A 26,964-nucleotide genomic window follows, 5' to 3' on the forward strand; every position below is an offset into this window, starting at 1 on the left:
GGCAACGAATGGAAGAGAAAACGGCTTCGGTAGTTGTGGTCTGGATCACCATCCAGCAACATGAAGGCATTCGTCGCCGATTGATAGGCGAACAACATGCACTGAGGTCGACCCGTCCGCGACTCGGCGGAGGTCGCGTCCCGGTGTCCGATGAGGGTGCTGGTGGAGATCGCTAGACATTTGCCGATCAGGCCGCCCGAGGGAAAGGTCGAATGTGATGCGAAGTGCGGGCAGGAAGCGCGGACCCGATAGGTCCCGAACCGCCGGTTCGTGGTTACGGCGGTCCGTCCTCGGCGTCGCGGTCGCGATGCTCTTGCCGCTCGGCACGACCATCGCGGGCACCGGTGCCACGGCGTCGGCGGCGTTCAACCCCGCCGCCTTCGACTTCTGGGTCGAATCCGGCATGGGGCCGATCAAGACCAGGATTCTGCGCGCCGCGGACGGCAACACCAATCGCGTCGCCTACGTGCTGGACGGCATGCGTGCGCCGGAGAATCTGAACGGCTGGGAGATCGAGACCAACATCCCGGAAGTACTGGCCAGCTGGAACATTAACGTAGTCATGCCGGTCGGCGGCATGTCGAGCTTCTACGCCGACTGGATCGCGCCGAGCGAATTCTTCGGCATCCCGGCGGGCAGCGGCTCCAGCAGCGGTTCCGGCGGTCTGAACGGGTTCGCGGGCGGGCCGGGCAAGAGTTACCGGTACCAGTGGGAGACCTTCCTGACCAACAACTTGCGCTGGGCGCTGCGCGACCGGCTCGGGTTCAACCCGTATCGCAACGGCGCCTTCGGTTTGTCGATGGGCGGCAGCGCCGCGCTGACCCTCGCGGCTTACCACCCGGACCAGTTCAGCTTCGCGGGCTCGTTCTCCGGCTACCTGAACAACTCGGCGCCGGGCATGCGCGAGGCGATTCGCGCCGCCATGTTGGACGCGGGCGGCTACAACGTGGACTCGATGGCCCCACCGTGGAGCCCCCAGTGGCTGCGCATGGACCCGTTCGTGTTCGCGCCCAACCTCGTCCGCAACGGCACCCGTCTGTGGGTCGCCGCCGCCAGCGGCCTGCCCGCCGCCACCGACCCACCGAGCTTCGGAACCCTCAACGGCATGGGACTGGAGACCCTGGCGCTGGCGAACACCCGCGCGTTCCAGGTCCGGATGTCGACGCTGGGCGGCGGCAACGCGGTCTACTCCTTCCCCCCGTTCGGAATTCACGCCTGGAACAACTGGTCCGACGAGGCCAAGCGAATGATCCCGGATATGTCGGCGCACATCGGCTGAGTTCGATTCGCGGCGCGTGTTGGTTTCGCGGCGCCTGTGTGGGTTTGCAGCGCCTGCGGCGCTGCGTGTTCGCGGCCCTCTTATGGCTCGTGTCCGAACGGGCGAGATTCGCGACTTCGTCGCATGCGCTTCGCCCGCCCGGACACGAGCCGGGCCGCGAACGGCGCTCGTAAGACTCGCACCCGAGAGGGTTCCGATGGTGCGAATCTCGCGCTTTTGCTCAGGTTTACCGGCAAGAACGGCGTTCGTTGGATTGTCGGATTGTGCTGGTCGGTGAGCCCTACTCGAGAGTTGATGCCGGAGGCGCTGGATGACGCACGGGTGCCAGGAGTGGTCGAGCTACGGGCTCGGCCGCCCCGGCGGGGCCTGCCTAGCGTTTGCTATGTGATCGCTGATGTATGGTCATCGGTGGTAGTAGTTGTTTGCTCGAGGTTCGCACCGTGGCAATCACAGCAGATCTCGGGCCCGATCACGGTCCGGTCACGGGCCGGAAGCGGGAATGCATCCCGTCTCCTGGACGCGCGTCCGGGCAGCCGGGTGTGGCCGATGTCGGGATTGCGAAGATCTCGGGTCGGTGACAGTTCTCGCCCGGAGCGCAAATATCTTGCGATCCAGGACGACATCACCGGGAGAACGCGATAAGGTCACCGCATCATTACCTTGCGTGAACGGATGGATTTCGGCCAGTGGAAAGACCCCGGATCTTGCTAAAGCGAAGGGCGTCGAATATCGTCCAGCGAGCGCAAGTGTGACCAGATCGTTGTAGCGCCGTCACGGAATCGGATTGTCGGGACCGGGTCCGTGACGCGCGTCTCGTTGGCAACACGGGTGCCGCTTCGCCCCTCGGGTGGCGGATGGCACCACAACAGCAGAAAGAGAGCAGGATTCATGCGTTTCGGCAGGGCGGCCGCGCCGAAGAGAACACCGTCGGGACGGCGAGGCGCGCCTCGTAGTTGGCGTAATCGAATTCTGGCTGTCGGTGCCGCCGTACTGGCGCTACCGACCGCCGCAGGCCTGGCGACCCCGACTCTCGCCACCGCGGCGCCGTCGGCGCACGCACCGGTGTTGCGAGCACCCGCGGGTGGCTTCGAGGACCTGATGGTCCCCTCGAGCATGGGCCCGATCAAAGTCCAGGTGCAGTGGGCCTCGCGCGGCGGCAACGCGGCGCTCTACCTGCTCGACGGTCTGCGCGCTCGCGACGACCGCAACGCCTGGTCGTTCGAGACCAACGCGTTGCAGCAGTTCGCAGGCGACAACATCACCCTGGTGATGCCGGTCGGCGGCCAGTCCAGCTTCTACACCGACTGGTACGCGCCGTCGAACCTCAACGGCCAGAAGACCACCTACAAGTGGGAGACCTTCCTCACCAAGGAACTCCCTGCCTTCCTGGAGGGCTACGGCGTCTCGCGCACCAACAACGCGGTCGTCGGCCTGTCCATGGGCGGTAGCGCGGCGCTCGCTCTCGCGGCCTACCACCGCGATCAGTTCAAGTTCGCCGCCTCCTACTCGGGCTACCTGAACATCTCCGCGCCGGGTATGCGCGAGGCGATCCGCATCGCGATGCTGGACGCCGGCCGCTACAACGTCGACTCGATGGCGGCGCCGTGGAGCTCGCAGTGGCTGCGGATGGACCCGTTCGTGTTCGCGCCGCAGCTGCGCGGTCTGCCGATGTACATCTCGGCGGCCAGCGGCCTGCCGGGTCAGTTCGATCAGCCGAACTCGGCGGTCGGGGTGTTCAACACCGGTAACGCCATGGCGCTGGAAGCCCTGTCGCTGGTGAACACCCGCGCGTTCCAGGCTCGCCTGAACTCGCTGGGTATCCCGGCCCGGTTCGACTTCCCGGCCGCGGGCACCCACTCCTGGAAGTACTGGGAGGGCCAGCTGTTCGCCTCGCGCAACATGATCCTGGACGCCACCGGCGCCTGGTGATCTGAGCCACCTGCACGCATTCAGGCCGCACCGATTCGGTGCGGCCTGAATTGCGTTCGGGGGCAGTCCCGATCGCGACATAGCGAACAGAGTTTGCTGCGCAGCGCGTGTCTTCAGTGATCATTGCTATAACGAGAGTACAAAGCTCTTGTGGCAGGGATTATGTGCGGTAGCTGGGGCACACGTGGGCGTCTCGGCGTTCGGTCGGCACGCGAGCGGCTCATGCTGCTCGCCACCGCACTGGTTGTCCCCCTAGCCGCGAGCATGTCCGTCGAGGCTCCCGCCGCCGCGGAACCCACGGTGGCCGCAGCCGCGCCCGCGCTCGAGAAGGTGCGGTGGCTCAGTGACCGTCGCGTCGCGATGTGGGTGACCTCGCCGTCCATGGGCGTGCCGATCCAGGTGCAGCTGCTTCTGGCCAGGGACTGGAACGCCCGCCCCGAGGCCCGTTTCCCCGTCCTGTTCCTGCTCGACGGCCTGCGTGCGACCGACGACGAGAACGGTTGGACGAAGGAGGCGGGGGCGGTCGATTTCTTCGCCGACAAGAACGTCACCGTCGTGCTGCCGGTCGGCGGGCAGTCCAGCTTCTACTCCGACTGGCTCGAGCCGGACAACGGCCGCACCTACAAGTGGGAGACCTTCCTGACCAAGGAGCTTCCGCCGCTGCTCGAGAGTCACTGGCGGGCGACGAACGTGCGGGGAGTGGAAGGTCTGTCGATGGGGGGCACGGCCGCGATGTTCCTCGCCGCCCGCAATCCCGGCTTCGTGCGGCACGCCGCGTCGTACTCCGGCTTCCTGACCACGACGACGCTGGGCATGCCACAAGCTATCGAGTTCGCCATGCGCGACGCGGGCGGATTCGACTCCGCCGCCATGTGGGGCCCGCAGACCGGCCCGGCGTGGGAGGCACACGACCCGTACGCGCTGGCCGACAAGCTGCGGGGGGTCAGTCTCTACGTCTCCAGCGGCAGCGGCGCGATCGGTCCCTACGACCAAGCCCTGGGCATTCCGGGAATCAGCACCAACGTCGCGGGCATGGGATTGGAGATCCTGTCCCGGCTCACCTCGCAGAACTTCGTGACCAAGCTGTCCAAGCTGGCCATCCCGGCACAGGTGAACTACCGCCCCTCCGGTACCCATTCCTGGCCGTATTGGGATTTCGAGATGCGTCAGTCCTGGAACCAGGCGGCGCTCGCGCTGGGCGTCGACCAGGGCAAACCGAACTGCCAGACCAGCGGCGCGATCGGTGCGGTGGCCGCCGCGACCGGCTGGCTCGGGGAATGCCTCACCGGCGAGTACGCGGTGGCGGGTGGAACGGCTCAGGACTTCAAGGGCGGCCGGGTGTTCTTCACCCCGGACAGCGGCGCGTACCCGGTCGGCGGCGTGCTCGGCGCCGGTTACCAGGCGGCCGCCGGACCCACCGGCGCGCTCGGGTTGCCGACCAGCGAGGAGCGCGCGCCGGCGGACGGCCGCGGCAGGTTCCAGACCTTCCAGCACGGCTCGCTGTACTGGACGCCGCAGACCGGCGCGCACATGGTCCGTGGCGCGATCCTCGAGGAGTGGGCCAAGCAGGGGTTCGAGCGCGGCCCCGCCGGCTACCCGATCGCACCGGAGATCAGGACGCCGAGCCGCGACGGTGCGGTGCAGGCGTTCGAGAACGGTCCGTTCTACTACAGCCAGGGCACCGGCGTGCACCGTGTCCAAGGACTCATCTTCGACAAATACGCCCAGTTGGGCTTCGAGAACAGCCCGCTCGGATTCCCGCTCGCCGAGGAGCAGGCGCTGAGGGATCTGGGCCGGTTCAGCCGCTTCGAGGGCGGCAACATCTACTGGAGCCCGGTGTCGGGCGCGTGGGCGGTCCGCAATGGCCCGATCCTGGACGCCTGGCGCGAGACCGGTTACGAGAACGGCAAACTGGGCTATCCCACCGGTGACGAGTTCCCCATCTCCGAGGGCTTGCAGCAGAACTTCCAAGGAGGATTCATCACGGTGCGCGACGGCAAAACGGAAGTCCACAGCCTGTGAGAGCCGGTCGAGACACGATGCGAGATCACCCGCCACGTGACGGACGCAGCCCGGCTCGAACACGAGCTATGAGAGGCCCGCGAACGCGCCGTGCGAGGGCGCGGCAAATCAGACACAGCTAGCCTGGGGGGCGACCCGACCCCCGCTCAGCGACAGATCGAGGACAAGAATTCATGCATCGGACCCGTGGAAAGGTATTCGGCGTGGTTGCGGCGATCGCTGCGACCGGCCTGCTCGCCGCGTGCGGCGACAATGATTCGACCGCGACGAGCACGCCGACGCCTACCCGCACCACGGCGGCGGCGACAACGACGCCGTCTGCCGCGCCGTCGCCCGCCGATACGGGGCAGCCCGCTCCCGCGCCGGAGGAGCCGCCCACGACGACCGTGGCGCCCGAGCGCCCGCAGCCGGTGCCGACCGAAGCCGTCCCGCCCGCGGACACCTCCAAGCTCACCGACAAGGACAAGCGGTTCCTCGACGAGCTGTCCAAGCAGGGTGTCACGCCCTCGACCCCGGACATCGCGCTGAGCATCGGCGCCTACGTCTGCCAGGGCACCGCCGCAGGCGCGTCCGACCAGGATCTGATGACCTTCGTCAACGCCATGGCGGGTTCCGATCCGTCCTTCGATCCGGCCAAGATGCCGGTGGAGAAGGCCGGGCAGATCTACATCTCGACCGCTCGCGCCACGTACTGCCAGTGAGTTCGCGTGCCCGTTCGACCTCCCGCCGGTCCAAGCCGGCGGGATGTCTCGTCGCGGTCGGCGTCGTCCTGCTGATCGTTCTGGTGGTCCTGCTGCTGTGGTATCTGTTCGCGGGGCGTTTGCGCCCGCCCGGCCCGGGGCCGAAGCCGCCGGAACGGCCGACCTCGCAGCCCGCCAGCTGTCCGGACGTGCAGATGATGTCGGTGCCCGGCACCTGGGAGTCGAACAGCTTCGACGATCCGCACAATCCGACCGCCAATCCGGTGTCGCTGATGCTCAATGTCACCGGCCCGATCGCCCAGCGGTTCCCGAGTGACCGGGTGGAGGTATACACCGTTCCGTACGTCGCGCAGTTCTCCAATCCGGTGGCGATTCCGCCGGACGGCCAGCAGTCCTACAACAACAGCCGATCCGAGGGCACGCAGCGGATGATCGACGTCATGGCGGCACGTCACCGGGAGTGCCCGTTGACGACGTACGTGCTCGCGGGATTCTCCCAGGGGGCGGTGATCGCGGGTGACGTCGCCGCGCAGATCGGCGCGGGCGACGGCCCTGTGCCCGCCGACCTGGTGCTCGGCGTGGCTTTGATCGCCGACGGACGCCGCACCGGGGAGAACGGTCCGGGCCAGGCGATCCAGATCGGCACGCCTCCGCCCGGGGTGGGTGCCGAAGTAGCGCTGAGGGGGTTGAACGTGCCCGGCATCACGATGACCGGTCCGCGTCAAGGGGGCTTCGGCGCGCTGGCCGATCGCACCTACACGATGTGCGCGCCGGGCGATCTGATCTGCGACGCGCCGCGGGAGGCACTGAGCCCGTGGAACATCCTCGGCAGCGTGAACGCCCTGGTCCGCGCGGCGGGGAACCCCGTGCACGCCCTCTACAACGGTTTCGTCGTAGACGGCGACGGCACCACCGCGACGCAGTGGACGGCCAACTGGGCCGCAGGTCTCATCGAAGCAGCGCCGCATCCCCCTCATTCGTGAAAATTCACAGGCCGTGAGATACCCCGCACCCGATTGGCGTGACAAGCACAACTCGAGTCGGGAAGCACGCTGTAAAGTGCGCTGGTGATCGCGACGCCGGGCGCCAGCGCAGCGCAGACCGAGGGCGGGCGTCGCGCCCGTATTTTCCTTACAGCCAGGAGCATGAGTTCATGACAGAAGCCGCCGCACCGGCCACCACGGAGAGCCGTGACGCGGATGCTGCGTTGACCGCGCTGGGCACTCCGCTGCGCCCGTTCCGCTTCGCGGCGGCCGGCGAGGGAAACAAGCAGGAGGGCGGTGCGCGCAAGTTCGTGCAGACCGCTCAGCAGGCCGAGGAGTACGGCTTCGACACCTTCGTGGTGCCCGATCACCTCGGCGAGCAGATCGGGCCGATCGCGGCGCTCGGCGCGCTGACCCAGGCCACCGAGAAGATCCGGCTCGGTACGTCGGTGCTGGCGAACGGCTTCCGCCACCCCGTCGTGCTGGCCAAGGATCTGGCGACCATCGACGTGCTGTCCAAGGGCAGGCTCGAGGTCGGCCTCGGTGCGGGCTGGATCAAGGAGGAGTTCGAGAACGCGGGCATTGCCTACGAGTCGCCAGGTGTCCGGCTGGAGAAGCTGGACGAGGCGCTCACCATTCTCGACGTGCTACTGCGCGGCCAGGAGTGCACCTTCGAAGGCAAGCACTACCAGGTCCGCGGCATCAAGGGGACGCCGCGGCCGCGGCAGGGCCCGCGCCCGCCGATCTGCACCGGCGGCGGCGGTCCGAAGATGCTGCGCCTGGCCGCCAAGCACGCCGACATCGTCTCCGTCGTTCCGGTGACCACCAAGAACGGCAAGGGCCTGCTCTCCGGCATCACCATCGAGAAGGCCGTGGAAAAGGTGAATCTGATCAAGGAGGCCGCCGGTGACCGGTTCGCCGACATCGAACTGAACTGGGCCATCACCGCCGTCGTGATCACCGACGATCGCGAGAAGACCGCGGAGATGGCGTTGTCGGCGTTGGACCGGGGACTGCACCCGAACCTGGAGGTCGACGTTCAGCTGTCCGTCGAGGACATCCTGAACTCGCCCTACGTGGCGATCGGGACATTCGAGGAGATCGCCGAGCAGATCCGCCGTGTGCGGCAACTCACCTCGATGTCCTACGTCGGTGTATTCCCCACCCAGATGGACGCGTTCGCCCCCGTTATTCCCCTGCTGCGGGACGAGTGAGCCGGTCTTCTCTGTAACATGACCCTGGTTTGAGTACATCTAGCCGATAGCGGTCACCGCGCAGACCGCACAAAATCTGCAGGCCGGCTCTGCACTTGGAGCACCCGCGGGCGAAAGCGAGTCGGGGCCTCACAGGTAAAAGCGGCGTTCTCGCCGTCTTGCTGCGTGTGCCTCGGAGGAGAAGAAGGAATGGAAGAGACTTTCGACGACTACCTGGACGAAACCGGGAACATCCGCATTCCCGAGGATCACACCCTGGTTGATCACGTCGAGAAGCACACCCGGAACGACGCGAACACCCTGGCGTATCGCTACATCGACTACTCGCGCGAGCGCGACGGCGAGGCGCAGGAGCTGACGTGGCGTGAGTTCGGTATTCGGCTGCGCGCGGTGGCCGCTCGACTGCAGCAGGTGACCAACCCGGGCGACCGGGTCGCGATCCTCGCGCCGCAGGGCTTGGACTACGTGATCTCCTTCTTCGCCGCGATCTACGCGGGCACCATCTCGGTCCCGCTGTTCGACCCGGACGAGCCCGGTCACACCGATCGCCTGCACGCGGTGCTGGGCGACTGTGAGCCCTCGGCCATCCTGACCGCGAGCTCCTCCGCGGCCGGGGTCCGGCAGTTCTTCCGCTCGCTGCCCGCCGCCCAGCGCCCGCGCATCATCGCGGTGGACGCGATCCCGGACAGCGTCGGCGAGAGCTGGGTGCGGCCGGACATCGCGATCGACGACATCGCCTACCTGCAGTACACCTCGGGCTCCACCCGGGTGCCCGCCGGTGTCGAGATCACCCACCGCGCGGTGGGCACCAACCTGCTGCAGATGGTCGACGCGATCAACCTGGACTGGAACTCGCGCGGCGTCACCTGGCTGCCGCTGTTCCACGACATGGGCCTGCTGACGGTGATCCTGCCCGCCGTGGGCGGCAAGTACATCACCATCATGTCGCCGAGCGCGTTCGTACGCCGCCCCTACCGCTGGATCAAGGAACTGGCCGCGGTCTCCGACGGCGCCGGAACCTTCGCCGCCGCGCCGAACTTCGCGTTCGAGCACGCCGCGGCGCGTGGTCTGCCGAAGAACGGCGAGTCGCTGGATCTGTCCAACGTCATCGGTCTGATCAACGGCAGCGAGCCGGTGACCACCTCGTCGATGAAGAAGTTCAACGAGGCGTTCGCCCCCTACGGCCTGCCCAAGACCGCGATCAAGCCCTGCTACGGCATGGCCGAGGCGACGCTGTTCGTCTCCGCCACCAAGGCCGAAGACGAGGCGAAGGTCACCTACGTCGACCGCAAAGAGCTCAACGCGGGCCGCATGGTGAAGGTCGACCCATCCCACGAAGACGCGATCGCGCAGGTGTCCTGCGGTTATGTCGCGCTCTCGCAGTGGGCGACGATCGTCGATCCGGAGTCGGTGGAGTCCGGTGGCGGCGGCCGGGAGCTGCCCGACGGGCACGTCGGCGAGATCTGGCTGCACGGCAACAACATGGGCATCGGCTACTGGGGTCGTCCCGACGAGACCGCGGCGACGTTCCAGAACAAGGTCACCGAGCGCCTGCCGGAGGGCAGCCACGCCGAAGGCACCGAGCCGGACGCGAACTGGATGCGCACCGGCGACTACGGCGTGTACTTCGAGGGCGAGCTCTACATCACCGGCCGCGTCAAGGACTTGGTGATCGTGGACGGCCGCAACCACTACCCGCAGGACCTGGAGTTTTCCGCGCAGGAGGCAAGCACCGCGCTGCGGCCCGGCTTCGTCGCGGCCTTCTCCGTGCCCGCCAACCAGCTTCCGCCCGAGGTGTTCGAGCAGGGCAGCCATTCCGGCCTCCAGTTCGACGCCGACGACGCCTCCGAACAGCTGGTCATCGTGGGCGAGCGGGGTCCGGGTGCGGGTAAAGCCGATCCGCTGCCCATCGCCGACGCGGTGCGCGCGGCGGTCTCGCAGCGCCACGGCGTGACCGTTCGAGACGTGCTGCTGGTGCCCGCGGGCTCGATCCCGCGCACCTCCAGCGGCAAGATCGCCCGCCGCGCCTGCCGGGCGGCCTATCTGGAGGGAACGCTGCGGGGTGGTTACACCCAGCAGGCTTTCCCCGATGCACCGGAAGAGTAATTGCCAGGGGCGGCCTCGGACCGACCATCGACGCTCGGCGCCGACCTTCCCACGCGCCGGGCGTCATTTCACGGTACGCCCGGTACGCAGACAGGTAGCTTGAGGAATTGATGGCTGACAACGAGGGCACGCCCCCCCAGACGACCGACACCCCGTCCGCGGAGACCGTCGCCGACGCGGCGGCCCCGGCCGCGTCCGCCACGGGCGGCGCGCCGACCGACATGTCGGTGGCGGAGCTGCGTGAGTGGCTGCGGCGCTGGGTCTCCGAGGCGACCGGGCAACCGATCGAGCAGATCACCGTCGACCGGCCGATGGAGGAGTTCGGGCTCGCCTCGCGCGATGCCATCGCCCTCGGTGGCGACATCGAGGAACTGACCGGCGTGATGCTGAACGCGACGATCGTGTACCAGCATCCGACCATCGCCGCGCTGGCCGAGCGGATCATCAACGGTGAGCCGGACGTGCCGGAGGAATCCAAGGACGACGCCTTCTACACCGCGGGCTACCGTCCCGGCGAGGCGCACGACATCGCGATCGTGGGTCTGTCGACCCGACTGCCCGGCGCGGGAGACACCCCCGAGTCGACGTGGGATTTCCTCATCGGCCGCGGTGACGGCATCTGGGAGCGGCCGGAGGGACGCTGGTCGGAGTTCATGGCCGAGCCGCAGCTGGCGGAAGCGATCGAGAAGGCCAACACCAAGGGCGGCTACCTCGATCAGGAGGTCGTCAAAGGCTTCGATGCCGAGTTCTTCGCCATGTCGCCGGTCGAGGTCGAGCGGGTCGATCCGCAGCAGCGCCTGATGATGGAGCTGACCTGGGAGGCCCTGGAACACGCCCGGATTCCGGCCAGCGATCTCAAGGGCGAGCCGGTCGGCGTGTTCATCGGCTCCTCGGGCAACGACTTCATGCTGCTCGCGGCGCTCGGGCTGGGTAGCGAGCGCGATCCGAACGTGCCTGCGTCGGCCGAGGCGTACGCGATCATGGGCAGCGTCAGCTCCATCATCCCGAACCGGGTCTCCTACTTCTTCGACTTCCGCGGCCCGTCGGTGGCCGTCGACACCGCGTGCTCGTCGACGCTGGTCGCCGTGCACGAGGCGGTGCGGGCGCTGCGCAACGGCGAGGCCGACCTGGCGCTGGCCGGTGGCGTGAACATGCTGCTCGCGCCCATGGCCACGCTTGGTTTCGACGCCAACGGCGGCGTAGCCAAGGACGGCCACATCAAAGCGTTCTCCAGCGACGCGGACGGCATGGTCCGTTCCGAGGGCGGCGGGCTGGTGGTGTTGAAGCGCCTGGCCGACGCCGAGCGCGACGGCGACACGATCTACGCCGTGATCAAGGGATCCGCGGTCAACAACGACGGCCGGTCCAACGGCCTGCTCGCCCCGAACCCGGACGCGCAGGCCGAGGTCCTGCGCCGCGCCTACCGGGACGCGGGCATCGCACCGTCCTCGGTCGACTACATCGAGGCGCACGGCACCGGCACGCTGATCGGTGACCCGATCGAAGCGGACGCGCTGGGCCGGGTGGTGGGCCGGGGGCGTGACGCCGACAAGCCCGCGCTGCTCGGTTCGGCCAAGACCAACTTCGGTCACCTGGAGTCGGGCGCCGGTGCGGCGAGCCTGGCGAAGGTGGTGATGTCGTTGCAGCACAACGTCATCCCGCCGAACATCGGCTTCGCCGGCCCGAACCCCTACATTCCATGGGACCAGGCGCACCTGAAGATCGTCGACGAACCCACCGAGTTCCCGCGCTACAGCGGCAAGGCCACTATCGGTATCTCCGGCTTCGGCTTCGGCGGCACCAACGCGCACATCGTCGTGCAGGAGTACGTGCCTGCCGCGGCCGAGACCCAGGCGCCGTTCTCCGAGCTCGAGGCACAGCTGGACGAGGAAGCGCTGGAAGACCGGGAAGCGGAATCCGACGCCATCGACGCGGTGACCGAGGCGACCGTCGAAGCCGCCGCGCCCGTCGCCGAATGGACCTCCGAGCGCACCGAGCCGCTGCCGCAGATTCTGCCCGTGTCGGGTTACCTGCCGTCACGTCGCCGCCGCGCGGCCGCCGAGCTGGCCGACTGGCTGGAGTCCGAGGCGGGCGCGCGAACCCCGCTCGCGGACGTGGCGCGGTCGCTGGCCAAGCGCAGTCACTGGCGTTCGCGTGGCGTGGTGCTCGCCAAGACGCACGAGGAGGCGATCGCGGGACTGCGCGCCATCGCGGCGGGCAAGCCGGGTCCGGGCGTCTTCACCGCCGACGCGCCCGCGGCCATGGGACCCATGTGGGTGCTCGCCGGTTTCGGCGCGCAGCACCGCAAGATGGGCAAGCAGCTCTACCTGGAGAACTCGATCTTCGCCGAGGCCGTCGACGAGGTCGACGAGCTGGTGCAGGACGAGGCCGGATACTCGGTGCGCGAGCTGTTCCTGGACGACAGCCAGGACTACAACGTCGGCACCTCGCAGGTCGGCATCTTCACCATCCAGGTCGGCTTGGCGGCTCTGCTGCGCGCGCACGGCGCGGAGCCCGAAGCGGTGGTGGGCCACTCCATGGGCGAGGTCGCGGGCGCGTACATCGCCGGTGGTCTCGCACTCGAGGACGCCGTGCGCGTGATCTGCGCCCGTTCCCGCCTGATGGGCGAGGGCGAGCAGATGATCAGCGACGACGACGTGCGCAACATGGCGCTCATCGAGTACAGCGCCGACGATGTCGCGAACCTGCTGCCGGACTACCCGGACGTCGAGGTCGCGGTGTACGCGGCGCCGACCAACACGGTGATCGGCGGCCCGCAGGAGCAGGTCGCGGCGATCGTCGCGAAGGTGGAGGCGGCGGGCAAGTTCGCAAGGGTTCTGCAAACCCGCGGCGCGGGCCACACCTCGCAGATGGATCCGCTGCTCGGCGAGCTGGCCGCGGAACTGGCCGGCATCGAGCCGACCAAGCTGAAGGCCGGTCTGTACTCGACGGTGCACAAGGAGCAGTACTTCCGCACCGGCAGCGACCCGATCCACGACGAGGACTACTGGGTCAAGAACATGCGCCACAGCGTGTACTTCACCAACGCGGTGAAGCTCGCGGTGGACGCGGGCCACACCACGTTCCTGGAGCTGGCGCCCAATTCCGTCGCCCTCATGCAGGTGCTGGGCACCACTTTCGCGGCGGGCGTGCACGACGCGCAGCTGATCCCGACGCTCAAGCGCAAGGAGGACGAGTCCGCGGGCGTCATCGCCGCGCTCGCCCAGCTGTACGTGCACGGGCACAAGGTGGACCTGTTCTCGCTGCTCGGCACGGGCGATTACGCCGACGTGCCGCGAACCACGTTCGTGCGCAAGGAGTACTGGCCGAAGGTCCGGTTGTCCACGGGTGGCAACGGCCGGGTTCCCGGCGCGCACGTCGCGCTGCCGGACGGCAGGCACGTGTGGGAGGTGCAGGCGTCCGCCGTGACCGATCTCGCCGCGTTGGTGACAGCCGCCGCGGCGCAGGTGCTCGGCGACGTCTCGCTGGGCGCGGCGATCCCGCACGCGCCGATCCCGGCCGCGGGCACCCTCACCACCACGCTGACCCCGCATCCCGGCGGCGCCTCGGTGCAGGTCCACGCCAAGGAGGGCAACGCCTTCCGCTCGGTGTTCGACGCCGTCGTCACCTCCGGCGCCCCGCTGCCGGAACTTGTTGCGGCCGAGCCGATTCCGGCGATTGCCGCGCAGACGCAGGGCGATGCCGACATCGAGGTCGTGGAGACCTTCGGTGACCGCTGGGATCCGAACGGCACGCAGACCGTCGAGGAGCGGCTCGCGCTGATCGTCGCGGAGTCCATGGGTTACGCGGTCGAGGATCTGCCGATGGAGATCCCGCTGATGGAACTCGGTCTGGACTCGCTGATGGCGATGCGCATCAAGAACCGCGTCGAGTACGAGTTCGACATCCCGCAGTTGCAGGTGCAGGCCGTGCGCGACGCCAGCCTGCACGAGGTCGGCAAGGTGCTGCGGTACGCGATCGAGCACCGCGACGAGGTGCAGGCGATCGCCGAACAGCAGGCCGCCGACAAGGCGGCGGGCGGCGCCGGCGAGTTGACCGTCGATGCCGACTTCATCGCCACGGCTCGTGCCGCCCTGGCCACCGGAGCCGACCCGGTCGCCGCGGTGGCGGGCGCGTCGCCGGACGCCGGTACGGCCGGGGAGGTCGATGCCACACCGGAAAGCGCGGTCGCAGAGGCCGATTCGGCGCCCGCGGCAGCGACTACGCCGGATGCGAACAGGGCTCCCGAAACCGACACTGCTCCCTCCGCCTCACCGGTTGCCCAGGCGGCTCCGGCGGCGGTGTTCGGCGGCGCGCAGCAGCCCACCGACGAGGACGACGTCCCGCCGCGCGACGCCGCCGAGCGCCTGACCTTCGCCACCTGGGCGGTTGTCACCGGTAAGTCGGCCGGAGGCATCTTCAACACGCTGCCGATCCTCGACGAGGACACCGCGGAGAAACTGGCCGCGCGCCTGACCGAGCGGGTCAAGGCCGAGGTCACCGTCGACGACGTGCTCGACTGCGAGACCATCGAGCAGCTCGCCGACATCGTCCGCGAACTCCAGGACAGCGGCGCGGATGTGGACGGTTTCGTCCGTCCGTTGCGACCGCGCGCGGAGGGCTCGAACGCCGTGCCGGTGTTCGTGTTCCATCCGTCGGGTGGGAACACGCTGGTGTACGAACCGCTGATGAAGCGACTGCCCGCCGAGACGCCGATGTACGGCTTGGAACGGGTCGACGGGTCGATCGAGGAACGGGCGCGCCAGTACCTGCCCGAGCTGCGCAAGATCCAGGGTGACGGTCCGTTCGTGCTGTACGGCTGGTCGCTGGGTGCGGTGCTGGCCATGCAGACCGCCCAGTTGCTGCGCGCCGAGGGTGCGGACGTGCGCATGGTCGGCCTGATCGATCTGGCCATCCCGACTCAGGGCGAGGACAACAGTCCCGAGGAGCGCGTGCGCCGGATCGAGCGCTACCAGGCGTTCGCCAAGAAAACCTACGGTGTCGACGGCGAGCTGGACCGTGATCAGTTGGAGACGCTGGCAGCGGCCTCCGACGAAGAACAGTTCAAGATGATCAGCGACCTGATCAAAATCAGTGGCGCGAAGATCCCCGGTGGCGTGCTCGAACACCAGCGCACCTCGTGGATCGATAGTCGCCATCTCGCTCGGACGCAACCCTCGCACTACGACGGCAACGTCGTGCTCTACCTCGCCGATCGCTATCACGACGGGATGATCGAGCTCGAGCCGCGCTTCGCCGACCGAGTGCCGAACGGCGGCTGGGACGAGTACATCCCGAATTTGGAGGTCGTCCACATCGCCGGCGACCACCTGCAGATCATCGATGAACCGCGGATCGGGAAGATCGGAGCCGACCTGACCGCGAAGCTCGCCGCGATCGAGGCGAAAGGGGCCAAGTGAGCACTACTGCCGAAAAACTCGCCGACCTGCGCAAGCGACTGGAACTAGCGCAGGAACCGGCGGGTGAAGCGGGGGTCGCCAAGCGAGCGAAGAAGGGTATCCCCAGCGCCCGCGACCGGATCAACATGCTGCTCGATCCGGGAACCTTCGTGGAAATCGGTGCGCTGGTGCGCAAACCGGGTGATCCCGCCGCGCTCTACGGCGACGGCGTGGTCACCGGGCACGGCCTGGTGGAAGGCCGGCCGGTGGCGGTGTTCTCGCACGACCAGACCGTCTACGGCGGTTCGGTCGGCGAGATGTTCGGGCGCAAGGTGGCCGGGATCCTCGAGTACGCGGCCAAGGTCGGGTGCCCGGTGGTCGGTATCAACGACTCCGGCGGCGCGCGCGTGCAGGAGGCGGTGACCTCGCTGGCGTGGTACGCCGAGCTGGGGCGGCGGCAGGAGCCGTTGTCCGGTCTGGTTCCGCAGATCTCGATGATCCTCGGCAAGTGCGCGGGCGGCGCCGTCTACGCGCCCATCAACACCGACGTGGTGGTGGCGACCGAAGAGGCGTACATGTTCGTCACCGGGCCGAAGGTGATCCGGGAGGTCACCGGCGAGGACGTGAGCCTCGAGGAACTCGGCGGCGCGCGCAGCCAGGCGGAGTACGGCAACATCCACCACGTCGCCAAGGACGAGACGGCCGCGTTCGAGTGGGTGCGCGATTACCTGAGTTACCTGCCCACCAGCTGCCAGGAACTGGCGCCGATCGTCAATCCCGGCTTGGAGCCGGAGACCACCGACAGCGACCTGGAACTGAACTCGATCGTCCCGGACTCCGACAACGCCGGGTACGACATGCACGAGATCCTGTTGCGCATCTTCGACGACGGCGCCTTCCACGAGGTCGGAGCGTCGGCGGGCCGCAACGTCATCACCGGGTTCGCCCGGGTGGACGGACGCAGCGTCGGTGTGGTCGCGAACCAGCCGATGGTGTACGCGGGCGCGCTGGACGCGCGTGCCTCGGACAAGGCAGCGCATTTCGTGCGCCTGTGCGACGCGTTCGAGATCCCGCTGGTGTTCGTTGTCGACACGCCCGGCTTCCTGCCCGGCGTGGAACAGGAGAAGATCGGCGTCATCAAGCGTGGTGGCCGCTTCCTGTTCTCCTACGTCGAAGCGACGGTGCCGAAGGTCACCGTGGTGATCCGCAAGTCCTACGGCGGCGGTTACGCCGTGATGGGCTCCAAGCAGCTGGGCGCCGACGTCAATTTGGCCTGGCCCACCGCGCGGATCGCGGTCATGGGCGCCGAGAGCGCGGTCAGCTTGATCGGGGCCAAGCAGATCGACGCCGCGCCGGAGGACCAGCGCGCGGCGATTCGCCAGCAGATGATCGATTTCTACAACGCCACGGTGGCGACGCCGTGGGTGGCCGCCGAGCGCGGATACATCGATGCGGTCATCGAGCCGTCGACGACCCGGCTCGAACTGCGTCGCGCGCTGCAGCTGTTGCGGGACAAGTCGCTTGCCCGCAACCCGCGCAAGCACCACCTGCTGCCGCTGTAGCATCCGGAACACGATCGGGCCGCAACCCCTCTGAGGTGCGGCCCGATTCGCGTCGTATGTGCCGAAAGATCAGCCGACGGTGGCGGATTCGATGACGACGTCATCGACCGGCACGTCTTGGTGCATGCCCGCCGAGGACGTGGCGACGCCCGCGATCTTGTCGACCACCTCGGTGCCTTCGCTCACCGCACCGAAGACGGTGTAGCCCCAGCCCGCGGGGGTGGGTGCGGAGTGGTTGAGGAAATCGTTGTCGGAGACGTTGATGAAGAACTGCGCGGTGGCCGAGTGCGGGTCGTTGGTACGCGCCATCGCGACGGTGTACTTGGTGTTCTTCAAGCCGTTGTTCGCTTCGTTCTGGATCGGGGCGTTGGTGCCCTTCTGGCGCAGACCGGGCTCGAACCCGCCGCCCTGGATCATGAAGCCGGGGATGACGCGGTGGAAGATCGTGCCGTTGTAGTGGCCCGCGTTCACGTAGTCCACGAAATTGCGCACCGTGTTCGGCGCTTTCTGATCGTCCAGTTCGAGGACGATCGGTCCGTAGTTCGTCGTGAGATTAACCTTGGTCATAGGCCCACCTTTCCATTGTGCTCGTCATCGGTCAGCACTACGGGGTCTGTTGGCCGCCCATAGCGGGTTCCGGACGACATTTTCCAGCCCGTCGGCACAACATTCTGGCAGTCTGTTCCGAACATACTGAGGACCCGGGATTTCTCCCGGCCACGCGCCGCCCGCGCGAACAGACGGGCAGATAGCATTGCCAACCGTGCCCGACGCCGCAACCGCTGTTCTGACGAAACCACCCGCTGCCCCGGTGGTGAACCCGAACGATTTCCGGACCGCCCGCCTCATCGCACTCCTGGCCGGGTTGCTCGGCGCTCTGTTCGCATTGGCGACGCCGTTCTTACCGGTCACGCAGACCACCGCGGTGCTGAATTGGCCGCAGGGTGGCACGATCGGCAATGTCCAGGCGCCGCTGATGTCGCAGGTCCCGATCGACCTGAAGGCGACGATCCCGTGCGAAACGATCGCCCAGCTGCCCGAGCGGGGCGGCATGCTGCTGGCCACCGCGCCGCCGCAGGGCGACCGGGCCGCGCTGGAGGCCCTGTTCGTGCGGGTCTCGGAGACATCGGTGGACGTGATCGACCGCAACGCGGTCGTGGTGTCCGCCGACCGGAGCCGCATGGGCGAGTGCACGTCGCTGAGCATCAGCTCCGACAGCGAACGCACCTACGGTGTGTTCAACGGGCTCACCAAGCAGGTTGAGCGGCCGGTCGAGGGTGGGGCGCCCGGGGCGAGCGAGCTGGTCACCGTACCGGTGGAGGGGCAGCTCAGCGGCGATCTGCGGCCCCAGGTGGTCGGCGTGTTCTCCGATCTGAAGGGCGCGGCGCCCGCCGGACTGGCGTTCGACATGACGGTCGACACCCGGTTCTCCTCGAGCCCGACCGCGATCAAGCTGATCGCGATGATCGCGGCGGTGCTGTGCACCTTGATCGCGCTGGCGGCGCTGGCCCGTCTCGACAGCAGTGACGGGCGCGGGCACCGCCGGTTCCTGCCCGCGAACTGGCTGAAGCCGACCTGGGCGGACGGCGCGGTGGTCGGCACGCTGCTGCTGTGGCACTTCGCGGGCGCGAACACCTCCGACGACGGCTACATCCTCAGCATGGTGCGGGTGGCCCCGCACGCGGGCTACATGGCCAACTACTTCCGCTGGTACGGCGTGCCGGAGGCGCCGTTCGGCTGGTACTACTACGTGATCGAGGTCTTCGCGGAGATCTCGACGGCCAGCCCCTGGGTGCGGTTGCCCGCGCTGGCCTGCGCGATCCTGTGCTGGCTTGTGATCAGCCGCGAGGTCGTGCCCCGCCTCGGCCGCGGCGTGCGCACCAGCAAGGTGGCGCTGTGGACCGGCGGACTGGTGTTCCTGGCGTTCTGGCTGCCGTTCGACAACGGCCTGCGCTCGGAGCCGATCGTCGCGCTCGGCGCGCTGCTGACCTGGGTGTCGATCGAGCGGGCCATCGCGACCGGTCGCCTGCTGCCCGCCGCGGTGGCCATCCTGGTCGCGGCGTTCACGCTGGCCGCCGCGCCCACCGGCCTGATGTGTGTGGCGGCGTTGCTGGCCGGTATCCGTCCCATGGTGCGCATCGTGGTGCGCAAGCATCGGCGGTTCGCGGCGGTGGGCGCGGGACGGTGGGGTTCGACGCTGCCGCTGCTCGCGCCGATCGCCGCCGCGGGTGTGCTCGTGCTGACCGTGGTCTACAGCGACCAGACGTTCGCGGGCATTCAGGAAGCCAACCGAGTGCGTCAGGTGACCGGGCCGAACCTGGCCTGGTACGAGGACTACCTGCGCTACTACTACCTGTTCGTGGAGACGGTCGACGGCTCGCTGTCGCGCCGGTTCGCCTTCCTGGTGATGCTGCTGTGCCTGTTCACCACCATGCTGGTGCTGCTGCGGCGCAGGCAGGTGCCGGGTATCGCGAGCGGGCCGACCTGGCGGCTGATGGGCGTGGTCTTCGGAACCATCTTCTTCATGATGTTCAACCCGACCAAGTGGACCCACCACTTCGGCGCCTACGCGGGCATCGCGGGCTCGCTGGCGGCGGTCACCGCGGTCGCGGTCTCGGCGAGCGCGCTGCGGGCCCGTAAGAACCGGGCGATTTTCCTGGCCGGGTTGCTGTTCGTGCTGGCGGTGGCGTTCTCCGGCATCAACGGCTACTGGTATGTCTCCAGCTTCGGCGTGCCGTGGTTCGACAAGCGCATCTCGCTGCACGGTTACCAGTCGAACACCATCATGCTCATGCTGTTCGGCTTGGCGCTCGCGCTGGTCGGCTGGTACACGCTGCGGGAGGACTACACCAAGCCGCAACCGTCGGCGAAGACGGCGCGCGGAAGGCGCATCCGCCGGTTCGCCGCGATTCCGCTGACCGTGGTCGCCGCGCTGATGGTCGCGCTCGAGGTGCTCTCGCTGGTCAAAGGCGCGGTCTCGCAGTATCCGGCGTACTCGCTGGCCCGGTCGAACATCGACGCGCTCGGCGGAAGCACCTGCGGCCTGGCCAACGACGTGCTCGTGGAGCCGGACCCCAACGGCGGCAAGCTGGAGCCGATCATCGATCCCGCGCGCCCGCTGACCAATCCGGCCGACCCGCTCGCGGGCGTCGATCCGGTCGGATTCGACCCCAACGGCGTGCCCAACGATCTGTCCGCCGACAGTGTCGAGGTCAAGCCGGGCACCGGCAACACCTCCACCCAGTCGGTCGGCGCGGCGTTCGCGGAGGGGCAGAGCGCGGGCACCGGCGGCGGTCAGGGCGCGCTCGGCGTCAACGGCTCCACCGTCGCCCTGCCGTTCGGCCTGGACCCGGCGACCACGCCGATCCTCGGCAGCTACCAGAACGGCGTGCAGCAGCCCGCGAACGTCACTTCGAGCTGGTACCAGCTGCCCGCCCGTTCGGCGGACAAGCCGCTGGTGGTGATCTCGGCAGCGGGACGCATCCTCTCCTTCGACGACACCGGCGCGATGAAGTACGGCCAGTCGCTGACCGTCGACTACGGCAAGCGGCTGCCCGACGGCAGCGTGCAAAAGCTCGGTACCTACCTGCCGCGCGACATCGGCCCGTTCCCGTCCTGGCGCAACCTGCGGGTGCCGGTGGACGAGATCGCGCCCGACGCCGACGCGGTCCGGATCGTCGCCAACGACCCGATCCTGATCGGGGATCAGTGGCTGGCGTTCACGCCGCCGCGGATGCCGGAGTTGCGGTCGCTCAACAGCTTGCTGGGGTCGCAGCAGCCGATTCTGCTCGACTGGGCGGTGGGCTTGCAGTTCCCGTGCCAGCGGCCGTTCGATCACCGCAACGGCGTGGCCGAGGTGCCCGGTTACCGCATCCTGCCGGACCGTCCGCTTGCCATCAGCTCGACGAACACCTGGCAGGCCGAGGAATTCGGCGGCCCGCTCGGGTTCGCGCAGATGCTGGCGAAGTCCGTAACCATGCCCACCTATCTGAAGGACGACTGGGCGCGTGACTGGGGCTCACTGGAGCGCTACGACCAGTACGACCGCAACGCGGCCCCGGCGAAGCTGGACACCGGCACGGTGACCCGCTCGGGCTTGTGGTCCCCGGGCAACCTGCGAGTGTTCTGATCCACCGGGGGATCTTGGACAGCACAGGGCCGTCGCGTCGGTATAACCGCCGATCCGACGGCCCTGTCGTTGTCACCACGCGGCCCGAGCCAGCCCGCCCGCTGAGCGATTTATACACACATCAGTGTGTACGCGCTGGGGAGACTGAACCGAGCGGGCGATTTGACCGATACCGACGTCGAAACCGCACTCAGCCGCCTCGCGCGCGCCACTGACTCGCCATCCGCTACTGAACCTGACCAAAGGTGCCTGGACCCGGCGGGCTGCGTTCAGGCTGAGCGATGCTCTCTATGTCGAGTTCGCCGAGCAACTGGACATCCCGTTGATCACCACAGACGGCCGCCTCGCTCGAGCATCCGCACGCGCCGAGGACATCCGCGCTGCGGCGCACTCGCGAGAATAGCGTCAGCTGCGAGCCGGCTATCGGGCTGAGCGGCGCCCGAGCCCAGACACAGGGCCGCCGCGCAGGAGAATCCCGCGCGGCGGCCCTGCCGTGTTACGCCGGTGCTGTACCGGGCGCTCAGACCTTCAGTCGAAGACCGAGCTCGCGCCGGAGCACTTCTTGCGCAGGGAGGCGGCCGAGCACGCGCAGCACCGCAGGCCGCAGCTCCCGTTGTTCCTCTTCGCTGAGCAGTCCGACAAGATCGCGCAGATCCATATCATCGAATGCCGTTGTCATGGCATTCAGATTAAGGCCGGCGACCCGATTCGTCCTGCGATGCATAGCCACAGGTGGGAGCATATTTTTCAGACCGGACAACCGGTTTACTGCCCGGAACGGTCGTAACGCGCCCGCGCGGCGATCACCTCGTCCATGCGCGCCTCCGCCCACGCTTTCACCGCGCTCATGACGGGCTGGAGGCTGTGGCCCAGCGCAGTGAGTTCGTAGTCGACGCGAACCGGGACTTCCGCGGTGATCCGTCGCTCCACCAAGCCGTCGCGCTCCAGTACGCGCAGCGTCTGAGTGAGCATCTTCGGGCTCACGCCCGCGATGGTCCGGTTCAGCTCCGCGTAGCGCAGCGGGCCGTCGGCGAGCGCGGCGAGCACCAGGCTCACCCATTTGTCACTGATGCGGTCCAGCAACTGCCGGGAGGGGCACTCGGCGATGTACGCGTCGTATCGCTGTTTGGCCATGTCACGGCGCTGCGCCGCAGTCATCGTCGCCATCGGAGCACCTCGCTGTCTCTAATGCACTTCCAGGTAACTACTACCCGACAGATAGTAACTGCTCTTAGGTTGGTCGGCGGACGAGAGAAAGGAACGTCATGCGTGCAGTAGTAGTCCGCCGGACGGACGTGGTGGAGATCGTGGAAGTGCCTACGCCGCAGCCGGGTCCGGGCACGATCCGCATCGCGGTCGCGGCGGCGACGGTGAATCCCGTGGATTTGATGGTGCGTGCGGGTGTGGGCGGCACGCCGTTCGCCGCGCCGCGCGAGCAGTGGGGGATCGGCTGGGATGTCGCGGGCACGGTGGACGCGATCGGAGCGGGTGTCACGGAGTTCACCGTGGGTCAGTCAGTGATCGGCATCAGCGACCGGCTCGACGTCTCTCTCGGCGCGCAAGCCGACTACGTGGTGCTGGAGGCCGGGAACGTCGCGCCCGCTCCGCTTTCGGTGTCCGCGGTGCAGGCGGCCACGATTCCACTCAACGGTCTCACCGCGATCCAGGCGGTGCGCGCGCTGGATCCGGCGTCCACCGACACGCTGCTGGTCACCGGAGCGGCCGGAGCGGTAGGCGGTTTCGCCGTCGAACTGGCGGCGGCACGCGGAGTCCGGGTGGTCGCCTCGGCCTCGCCCGCCGACGAGGACACGGTCCGTGCGCTGGGCGCCACCGATTTCGTTCCTCGCGAGGCGTCCCTCCCCGATGCCGTACGCACGCTGATCCCCGGCGGCGTCGATGCCGCCCTGGACGCCGCCGCACTCGGCCCGCAGACCCTCGCGGCAGTGCGCGGCGGCGGGCGGTTCGTGTCGATCAGCGTTCCCAACACCCCGATCCCGTTGCGTGGCATCGATGTGCGCACGGTCCTGGTCCGGGCGGACCGTGCCCAACTCGACGACTTGGTCGCGCGAGTGGATGCGGGCGAACTCACCCTCCGCGTAGCCGAGACCCTTCCCCTCACCTCCGTCGCCGACGCCCACCGACGCCTGGCCGCCGGAGGCCTCCGCGGCCGCCTGGTCCTAGTGCCCTGATCAGCCGTTACCGGGCACACGGCCGCGTAGTCAGTGGAGTCATCGACGGTGGGACGCTGTGCGATTCGGTGCGCATCAGCGTCCCACCGCCGGATCAGCGGATGCGGATGGGGTCGTCGTTGGAGAGGCCGTCGCGAGTTTCGACGGTGACGTCGATGGTGGCGGGTTCGGCGTCCGGATCGTAGAGGGTGAATCTTTCGAGGGAGCCCCAGTCGCGTGCCCAGTCGCGGTCGAGGTAGGTGGGGACGGTCTGGGATTTCAGAAGCAGGCCGGTCCAGCCGAGTGGGCCGCCGCCGATGTCGTCCTGCCAGGCGTTGGAGGCGTCGGAGCCGACGCGGTCGGGCAGGATTCGCCACTGCGGGATCTCGCCCACGCCGTCCTTGTGGTCGAACGGCCGCTGGCACGGGAAAGCCAGACCGACGTGCCAGTCGAGCAGTACCGGATCCCGCGATCCCACCACGGAATTCAACGTCGCCAGCTTGGGCAGCCGGGGCGGGGTGACGGCCAGCCACTGCTTGGGCGTGATGTCGTTGTCGACCGCGACCAGCCGCACCGCGTTCACTTCCACCGGCAGCTGATCCAGCGGCACCCGCAGGTTGCGCCAGGACGGCGCGGGACCGATGTCCAGCGGGTCGATCGAGCCGAGCGTGCGCACCTCGCCGTCCGCGCCGCGGACGCCGTACTCCAGGTGCAGTTCCTGCCCGTAGGTGAGCACGCCGTCGGCGTCGACCGACCGGATCCGGCCCGCAGCGGTGATCGCGAGCACCTGGTAGGCGGGGTCGTGGCGCATGCTGTCGGTCAGGTCGAGCCGGTACCACTGGGTGGTCAGCTTCGCCTGCTGCTGTTCGCCGTCCTGGTAGGTGCCGAGCACCGGGGTCTCGGCCGGGTCCAGGCCGAACGGCAGCGCGACGGAGCTGCCGTTGACGCCCACCTGCTCGGTGGTGCCGCCTCCGGTGCCCGCGCCGGTGGTCTTGGTGGTCTTGTTCTCGGAATCCCCCTCCACCGAGTTCGCGCCGCCGCTGACCGTTTCCTCGGCGTCGGCGGTGAGGTCACGCGCGACCCCGTTCGGTGTGAATCCCTTGTTCTGCGCCGCCAATCCGTCCGCGGGCGATCCGGTCAACGGTTGCAGCAGCGAATCGGCGGTATCGGTCTCCACCAGCACTTCGTTCGCCAAGGCGCACGAATCCCCGCGCATCGATTCCACGTTCGACTTGGTGATCGAGTACGCGGGGTACTGCGTGGCCGCGGCTTTGGTGAGTGAGGCGATCTCGAATATCACCAGCAGTGCGGCGGCCACGGTCAGCGGTGCCGACGCCCAGCGATCGAATCGGCGTGGCGCCGAGGCGTTCTCGCGCCGGTACGGCTCGCGGTAGTGCTGCCAGATGGCCACCAGCAACGCGACGCCGCTGAGGCCGAGGAACAACGTGGACAGCCCCTTACCGGCGATCAGCGGCGCTTTGTCCCACCACGGCACACCGTAGCTGGACACGTACCACCACCCGTTCGATCCGGTGAAGGTCACCGCGAGCAGGAACAGCACGGCGGCGGCGAACAGGGCGCGGTTGCGCGGCGAGCGAATGCCGGTGGTGCCCACCGCGACCGCGGCGAGCGCGGCCAGCGATCCGGCCAGTCCGGCGTACACGCCGAAGTGGTGCGTCCACTTGGTGGGGGTGAACATCATCAGGAACAGCGACGCGAACACGATGCCGAGAATGCGCACCGAAGGGCCGCGAGAGGTGCCGGGAATCCGTCCTTTGCGCAGTACTTGCAGCACGCAGACCAGCAGGCATAGCAACATCACCAGCACGCCGAACCGCCGCGCCAGCGAACCGTCGGGCGAAAGCATGAGCAGCGAGTCCCAGCGGGTGCGCTCGTCGAACCACGCGACGTTCGGGCCGACGATCGTGCGAACGCGGGTGGCCTCGAGCACCGTAGCCAGCGTCTGGTCGGCGAAGATCACGATGAGCACCAGCGTGCCCGCGGCAAGGCCCGGTGCGAGCAGCGCGGCGAATCGGAAGATCGTGGCAGCTCGGGACGGCTTGCGCACGTCCGCGGGCGCGTTCACCGCGGCCGCGGCTTCGGCGGAGCCCGCGGCGGCCGCGTCCGCGTCGGGGCCGGTCCGGACCGGGACGACCCCGCGCGCACGTTTGATGATGATCAGCAGCACCGGTCGCGAGCCGGCGATCAGCGCCGCGATGCAGATCAGACCGGTGGGACCCGCCGCGAGCGAGAACGCGGCGATCAGCACGGCCACCGCGGCGGGCAGCAGCCGTCCGGTCGCGATGGCGCGTTCGATCGAGCACCAGGTGAGCAGCGCGCCCGCGGCGATCAGCGGCTCGGGGCGCAGACCGTTGTCGTAGGGCAGCCAGAAGGCGAGGAACACCAGGCCCGCCGTCCACAGCGCGACCTTGTTGCGCCGCACCCTGGCGCCGAGGCGCGGCAGCACCTCCCGGCTGATCACCAGCCAGCAGATCACCCCGGCCAGCAAGGTGGGCAGCCGCATCCACAGGCTGGCGTCGGAGATCCGCGCCATCCAGGCCAGCACCTCGTAGGACCAGCCGAACGGAGCCTCGGGCACCGCGAACCATCGGTAGTAATTCGCCATATAGCCCGCGTGCTCGGAGGCGCGCGCCATGTTCAGGATGTAGCCGTCATCGGAGGTGTTCGCCCCGATGACGTGCCACAGCGCCAATATCCCCAGCACGACGCCGTCCGCGGGAGTGACCCGCCACCAGTGCGCGGGCAGGAACCGCCGCGGTTTGCGTCCGTCGGTTGTGTCCAGCAGATGCAGTGCGACGAGAGCGACCAGCGTGAATACGGCGGCGGCGATCATCGCGGCCAGCTTCAGCGGCGACGGCGTCGAGGAGAAACGGGAGTCGATGTCGGCGTGCACCTGCGCGCCGGTGAGCCGCCCGGCGTCCAGATCGGTGAACACGCCCACCATCTGCGGCCGGATGTCCCGGGTGACCGTGGACCGGAACGGCGTGCCGTCCTGCCGGGTCACGCCGGTGAGTTCGGCGGTCGTCGCGGCGGCGTTCGACTCGATGTCTAGCGTGGCGCAGGAGCCGACCTCGGCCAGCGGCGCCGACAGCAGTGGGACGTCCCGCAGCACAACCGACAGCGCTCCGTCGGCGACCGAGACCACCAGCCCCTTGGTCGCCGCCTGACCGGAGGCCACCGGAGCGGTGGACAGCAGGGTGCCCGCCGCTCCGATCTCGCCCGTCAGCGAGCAGGGCAGCGTCGCGCGAAACCGCAGCGGCTCGTAGGACACCAGCGGCGCCGCGACGCTCGCCGCGCCGGGCTCGGGCCAGTCGAGGCTCGCCCGATCCTGCCGTACCGGCAGCAGCGGAGCCAGCAACGCCAGCAGGAATCCGAGAAGCCCGGAGACGAGGGCGATCCAGCGGATACGGGTGAACGCTCGAGAAGATCGGTCCGGTCGCACGGTGGTTGA

15 protein-coding genes are annotated in these 26,964 nt (G+C 68.3%); 11 read left to right on the plus strand and 4 right to left on the minus strand.

Going from position 1 to position 26,964, the window contains the following annotated elements; all coding sequences use genetic code 11:
* The first annotated feature begins 217 nt into the window (after positions 1–217).
* The 9 genes from M8859_RS13660 (at position 218) to M8859_RS13700 (ending at position 17,195) form a co-directional block, all read left to right on the plus strand.
* The gene (locus M8859_RS13660; protein WP_159922469.1) at positions 218–1,279 is read left to right on the plus strand and encodes an alpha/beta hydrolase; all 1,062 of its coding nucleotides are present in this window, start codon (positions 218–220) and stop codon (positions 1,277–1,279) included.
* Between the two features lie 888 nt (positions 1,280–2,167).
* Positions 2,168–3,208: an alpha/beta hydrolase gene (locus M8859_RS13665; RefSeq protein ID WP_223519919.1), complete on the plus strand. Its 1,041-nt coding sequence runs from the start codon at positions 2,168–2,170 to the stop codon at positions 3,206–3,208.
* Between the two features lie 222 nt (positions 3,209–3,430).
* A complete protein-coding gene (locus tag M8859_RS13670; protein ID WP_159922471.1) occupies positions 3,431–5,230 on the plus strand; it encodes an alpha/beta hydrolase-fold protein in 1,800 nt (599 codons plus the stop codon).
* Between the two features lie 203 nt (positions 5,231–5,433).
* The gene (locus tag M8859_RS13675; protein ID WP_236565353.1) at positions 5,434–5,931 is read left to right on the plus strand and encodes a DUF732 domain-containing protein; all 498 of its coding nucleotides are present in this window, start codon (positions 5,434–5,436) and stop codon (positions 5,929–5,931) included.
* Positions 5,922–6,914 carry a cutinase family protein gene (locus M8859_RS13680; RefSeq protein WP_283779666.1) on the plus strand — a complete coding sequence of 331 codons (993 nt, stop codon included), beginning with the start codon at positions 5,922–5,924 and terminating at the stop codon, positions 6,912–6,914. The genes M8859_RS13675 and M8859_RS13680 overlap by 10 nt, the downstream gene beginning before the upstream one ends.
* A gap of 170 nt (positions 6,915–7,084) precedes the next feature.
* A complete protein-coding gene (locus tag M8859_RS13685; protein ID WP_159922477.1) occupies positions 7,085–8,128 on the plus strand; it encodes an LLM class F420-dependent oxidoreductase in 1,044 nt (347 codons plus the stop codon).
* A gap of 189 nt (positions 8,129–8,317) precedes the next feature.
* Complete coding sequence (gene fadD32, locus M8859_RS13690) at positions 8,318–10,234, plus strand: long-chain-fatty-acid--AMP ligase FadD32 (protein ID WP_159922479.1); 1,917 nt, start codon at positions 8,318–8,320, stop codon at positions 10,232–10,234.
* Positions 10,235–10,344: 110 nt separating this feature from the next.
* Positions 10,345–15,654: a polyketide synthase Pks13 gene (gene pks13 / locus M8859_RS13695; RefSeq protein ID WP_283779639.1), complete on the plus strand. Its 5,310-nt coding sequence runs from the start codon at positions 10,345–10,347 to the stop codon at positions 15,652–15,654.
* A complete protein-coding gene (locus tag M8859_RS13700) occupies positions 15,651–17,195 on the plus strand; it encodes an acyl-CoA carboxylase subunit beta (RefSeq protein WP_159922483.1) in 1,545 nt (514 codons plus the stop codon). The genes pks13 and M8859_RS13700 overlap by 4 nt, the downstream gene beginning before the upstream one ends.
* A 69-nt stretch (positions 17,196–17,264) precedes the next feature.
* Here M8859_RS13700 and M8859_RS13705 read toward each other — a convergent pair whose 3' ends face one another.
* A complete protein-coding gene (locus M8859_RS13705) occupies positions 17,265–17,762 on the minus strand; it encodes a peptidylprolyl isomerase (protein ID WP_159922485.1) in 498 nt (165 codons plus the stop codon).
* Positions 17,763–17,958: 196 nt separating this feature from the next.
* On the opposite strand from M8859_RS13705, the gene M8859_RS13710 reads away from it, so the two are divergent.
* Positions 17,959–21,324 carry an arabinosyltransferase domain-containing protein gene (locus M8859_RS13710; protein WP_159922487.1) on the plus strand — a complete coding sequence of 1,122 codons (3,366 nt, stop codon included), beginning with the start codon at positions 17,959–17,961 and terminating at the stop codon, positions 21,322–21,324.
* A 520-nt stretch (positions 21,325–21,844) separates the two neighbouring features.
* On the opposite strand, the gene M8859_RS13715 is transcribed toward M8859_RS13710, so the two are convergent.
* Positions 21,845–22,003 (minus strand): hypothetical protein, encoded by a 159-nt coding sequence (locus tag M8859_RS13715; protein WP_249644305.1) that lies wholly within the window; start codon positions 22,001–22,003, stop codon positions 21,845–21,847.
* Between the two features lie 86 nt (positions 22,004–22,089).
* Positions 22,090–22,491, minus strand: a complete 402-nt coding sequence (locus tag M8859_RS13720; RefSeq protein ID WP_195069810.1) for a winged helix-turn-helix transcriptional regulator — start codon at positions 22,489–22,491, stop codon at positions 22,090–22,092.
* Between the two features lie 98 nt (positions 22,492–22,589).
* Between M8859_RS13720 and M8859_RS13725 the strand changes: the two genes are divergently transcribed.
* Positions 22,590–23,513 (plus strand): NADP-dependent oxidoreductase, encoded by a 924-nt coding sequence (locus M8859_RS13725; RefSeq protein ID WP_195139624.1) that lies wholly within the window; start codon positions 22,590–22,592, stop codon positions 23,511–23,513.
* 94 nt (positions 23,514–23,607) lie between these two features.
* On the opposite strand, the gene M8859_RS13730 is transcribed toward M8859_RS13725, so the two are convergent.
* Positions 23,608–26,955, minus strand: coding sequence for an arabinosyltransferase domain-containing protein (locus M8859_RS13730; protein ID WP_249644306.1), 3,348 nt, complete (start codon positions 26,953–26,955; stop codon positions 23,608–23,610).
* Positions 26,956–26,964: the final 9 nt, after the last annotated feature.

The sequence above is a fragment of the Nocardia sputi genome (assembly GCF_023501985.1).